This is a genomic window from Priestia sp. P5_B4 (assembly GCF_056400385.1).
Window position 1 is genome coordinate 1 of sequence record NZ_JBFULJ010000344.1, and the last position, 3,871, is coordinate 3,871.

Here is a 3,871-nt window from a genome sequence, read left to right on the forward strand (position 1 = left end):
GCCGAACACTTCGCCTCTTTTTAGTTCAAAATCAATATTTTTGATAATCTCTCGTTTTCCTATTACTTTTTTCAGTCCTTTTACTGAAAGCGTTACTTCACTCATATCATTCCCTCCCTTACCACGTAATAAGCGATGCTACACGTTCTGCGATCAGCTTGTAGCCTTTTGCATTAGGATGAAACTTATCAGTATATAAGTAGTCATCTACCTTTAGCTGAAACAAATCAAAGGTCGGAACAAAAACAGTTTGCTTATAATTAGCACTTAATTCACTGCTTTTGTAATTCCATTCTCGTACAATAGCCGTTGTCGTTTTTGCATCTTGCAGGTTACTAAACGGATTATATAAACCAATTAAAAAAATCGTCGCGTCTTTATTTGCCGATCGGATGCTTTTTAAGATGCTGTCTACGTTTTTTAAATAGTCATTTTCTAGCTTTTGAATATTGTTTTTATTTAAGTTCTGCAGCGTTTGTCCGCCTTGAAATAAGTCATTTCCTCCAATGGTGATCAGCACGGTATCTGCCGACTTAACCTGCCGCTGAATTTCCTGCTGCTTTACTTGACTTGCCAGCTGCGAAGACGTTTGACCTTTTATTCCAAAGTTACTTAAGAGAATTTTCTTCTTCGTTTTTTCTTCAAGATTATCTTTTAAATACCCAACGTACCCTTTTCCCGCTGCATCTCCTGTTCCTCTTGTCAGTGAATCACCTAAAGCGACAATCGTATAATTCTTTGTACTTTTGTTACTGCTGCTTGTTTCTTGCTTTGGCTTTGGCATTTCTTTTACAGTAGCTTTTGAGGCGCTAACATAATCATAAATAGACATTCCAAGCCCCGCTGCAAACAGCAGACACGAAATAATCGAAATCAAGGATACAATCCATACCCACTTTCCTTTCGCTTTCACTGGCTGCACTCCTTTTCGTCTTTTTAGTTATCTTTTTTTAGAGCTTCAACTGTTTTTAGTAAAGCGGACCAGTCTAAATGACCCCAGCCATTTTCGATTCCTTGTTCATAATGACCTTTCACAAGCTCTCCTAACGGAAGCGGAGCGGACACTTTTTTGGCTGCATCAATAGCCAGGTTTACATCCTTTAGTCCAAGCTCCAGCTTGAACCCGGCCGGATCAAAGTCTCTTTTAGCAATTAAATTGCCGTAATTTTTATACACAGGAGATGCAAATAAGCTATTAACCACTTCAAGAAACTCCTCCGCTTGCATGCCATACTGTTCTACCATGACTACTGCTTCAGAAACAGCTTCTAACATCGATACTAATAARAAATTATTGCCAAGCTTAGCTACATTTGATAAGTAAGGCTCGTCTCCTACAGTGAAAATAGTTTGACCAATCGCTTCAAACAGCGGCCAAACGTGCTCTCTTGCTTCTTTATTACCTGCAACTATTACTTTGAGAGCCGCGGCTGCTGCTGCGTCGGGTCGACCTAAAACAGTCGCTGCAACAAAATGCTGTCCTGATGCAGCATGTGCGCTTGTTAATTTTTCCGACAAATCTACGCTAATAGTACTCACAGAGACGTGAATACCACCTTCTTGRAGGCCTGCAAGTACACCGGCTTCTGAAAGCGTTACTTCTTCTAAAGCCTCATCATTTGAAAGAATCGTAAAGACAAGATTCGCTTCTTGTGCTGCTTGGGCAGGTGTCTCCACAACCTTTGCTCCTTTTTTCACAAGACTTTCCGCCTTCGAAGCAGTGCGGTTATAAATAACAAGTTCATGACCCGCCTTTATCATATTTTCCGCCATCGGTAATCCCATATTTCCTAAACCAATTAAAYCCACCTTCATCTTTACCACTCCATTTCAGCACTCAGTATGTACGTTTCTTATGCTTGTCGTCTATCTTTAGAAAAAGCATATTTTCATTATTATATAACTACAGTAAAAGCGAATACAAAGAATAGCCTTTCTATAATGTTCAAAATGTGACATTTTTTAGACATGATTTATAAAAAACTTGTCTAAAAAATACGAATGGTTTTTAAATAAAGCGCTTGCAAACATAGGAAATTTCTGCTAAGATGTAAGAGAATTATTTTTGTTCGGTGGGGATGTATGAGTATTGTCACTTTTCGTCTTTAGATTTGAGCAAGAATAGTACCACAATGTGCGAGTCCGCACGAGGAGGCAACAATTATGGAACAAGGTAAAGTAAAATGGTTTAACGCAGAAAAAGGTTTTGGATTCATCGAGCGCGAAGGTGGAGACGATGTATTCGTACACTTCTCAGCAATCCAAAGCGAAGGCTTCAAATCTTTAGACGAAGGTCAAGCTGTAACATTYGACGTAGAACAAGGTCAACGCGGACCTCAAGCTGCTAACGTTCAAAAAGCATAAGAAACACAACATATCAGAAACAGAYCCTTTAAAGGATCTGTTTTTTTGTGTACAAACATAAAAAAAGCCCCGTTTTTCAACAGGGCCAGTCGGTACAAATACAGAAGTAAAGTTAATGGTACTCTTAGTATAGCACAAGATCATAACAATCTATACGAAATAATAAAATAAAACTTTCATCCGGCACGTTTACCTATGATTATAGCTATTCCAGACTCTCTAGGGCGCTCGCAAATCGTTTGATTCCTTCTCGAATGACCTCTTCTTCCCCTCTGCCAAACGTAAAGCGAATAGCTCCGCTTTGAGAACTCAGCACGCTTCCTGGTACAAAAGCCACTCCTCTTTTAAGCGATTCTTCCAATAGACGATAGTCATCGACCGGCTGATTCACTTTGCACCATAAGTGAATCCCGCCTTGAGGCGAATCGAAAGATACTTTTGATCCGAGCAATTCGTTCAGACTCGACGACAGGGCATACTCTTGCTTTTTGAGCTCTTGTCTARGCTTTTCAATATGCGAAGAAAACGTAGGAGAATCTAAGAATTGATAAGCAATCCACTGCGGAAAGATGCTGTGGCCAAAGTCAATTTGCTGCTTAGCGTCTGCCAGGCGCTGAATCACTTGCTCTGGCCCCACTATCCAGCCAATTCGAAGGCCCGATGCCACAATTTTAGAAAGCGAGCTGATATAGAGGACATTTTCGTTCTCGTCCATCGATTTCAGCGTTTGATGTACATTTCCGTCAAATGCCGTGAGTGAATAAGGATCATCTTCAATAAGCGGAATGCCGTATTCTGAAGAAAGCTCTAAAAACCGCTTTCGACGCGCTTCTGATAACACAATACCGGTCGGGTTTTGATAATACGGATTTAAAAAAACCATACGAATGCGATGCTTTTTATGTAATTCTACTAAGTCGTCCGGGTTGGCTCCATTTTTATCTACAGGCAGCAAAAACGTTCGTAAACCTGCTGATTGAAAAAGCGGCAGTGAATAGCTATAGGACGGATCTTCAATCGCTACTGCATCTCCTGGTTTTAACAAACACTGAACAATCAAATGAAGTGCTTGCTGTGCACCTGATGTGATTAAAATGGAATTAGCATCGGTGGAGATTTTCCGGTACTCATGAACATGAGCAGCAATAGCGTCACGCAGACGTTCATTGCCGTGAGGATGATCATAGCCTAAATGCTCATTAAACGGCATGCCCGCTAATATTCGCTGAAAATCTTCACTTGGAAATAAGCTAGGCGCTAATTCTCCGCTCGCTAAGTTTACAAAGTCTGTTCGCAAAGCTTCGCTTCTTATTCGCTGTACGAGCGGTAAATTAGGCAAAAATGAACCGTCTTCTACATATCTTCCCCAGTTTGGAATACGTTTACGGGAAATTCCCCAGATGCTCGAACTAACTCGCGTGCCGCTTCCTTTTTTACGTTCTACGATTCCAAGTGCCTGCAGTTCTTCATAAGCAGCTACTACCGTGCTTCTGTTCACGTTTAGCTC

4 protein-coding genes are annotated in these 3,871 nt (G+C 40.8%); 1 reads left to right on the forward strand and 3 read right to left on the reverse strand.

Annotated elements, in window-relative coordinates:
- Positions 1–118 precede the first annotated feature (118 nt).
- Positions 119–913 (reverse strand): SGNH/GDSL hydrolase family protein, encoded by a 795-nt coding sequence (locus tag AC1DRF_RS18935; protein WP_028408234.1) that lies wholly within the window; start codon positions 911–913, stop codon positions 119–121.
- Between the two features lie 23 nt (positions 914–936).
- The gene (locus AC1DRF_RS18940; protein ID WP_477741398.1) at positions 937–1,815 is read right to left on the reverse strand and encodes an NAD(P)-dependent oxidoreductase; all 879 of its coding nucleotides are present in this window, start codon (positions 1,813–1,815) and stop codon (positions 937–939) included.
- Between the two features lie 348 nt (positions 1,816–2,163).
- Between AC1DRF_RS18940 and AC1DRF_RS18945 the strand changes: the two genes are divergently transcribed.
- Positions 2,164–2,364, forward strand: a complete 201-nt coding sequence (locus AC1DRF_RS18945) for a cold-shock protein (protein ID WP_013057405.1) — start codon at positions 2,164–2,166, stop codon at positions 2,362–2,364.
- A gap of 205 nt (positions 2,365–2,569) precedes the next feature.
- On the opposite strand, the gene AC1DRF_RS18950 is transcribed toward AC1DRF_RS18945, so the two are convergent.
- Positions 2,570–3,871 (reverse strand): aminotransferase-like domain-containing protein (locus AC1DRF_RS18950; protein ID WP_477741399.1); only part of this gene is annotated, 1,302 nt, incomplete at its 5' end.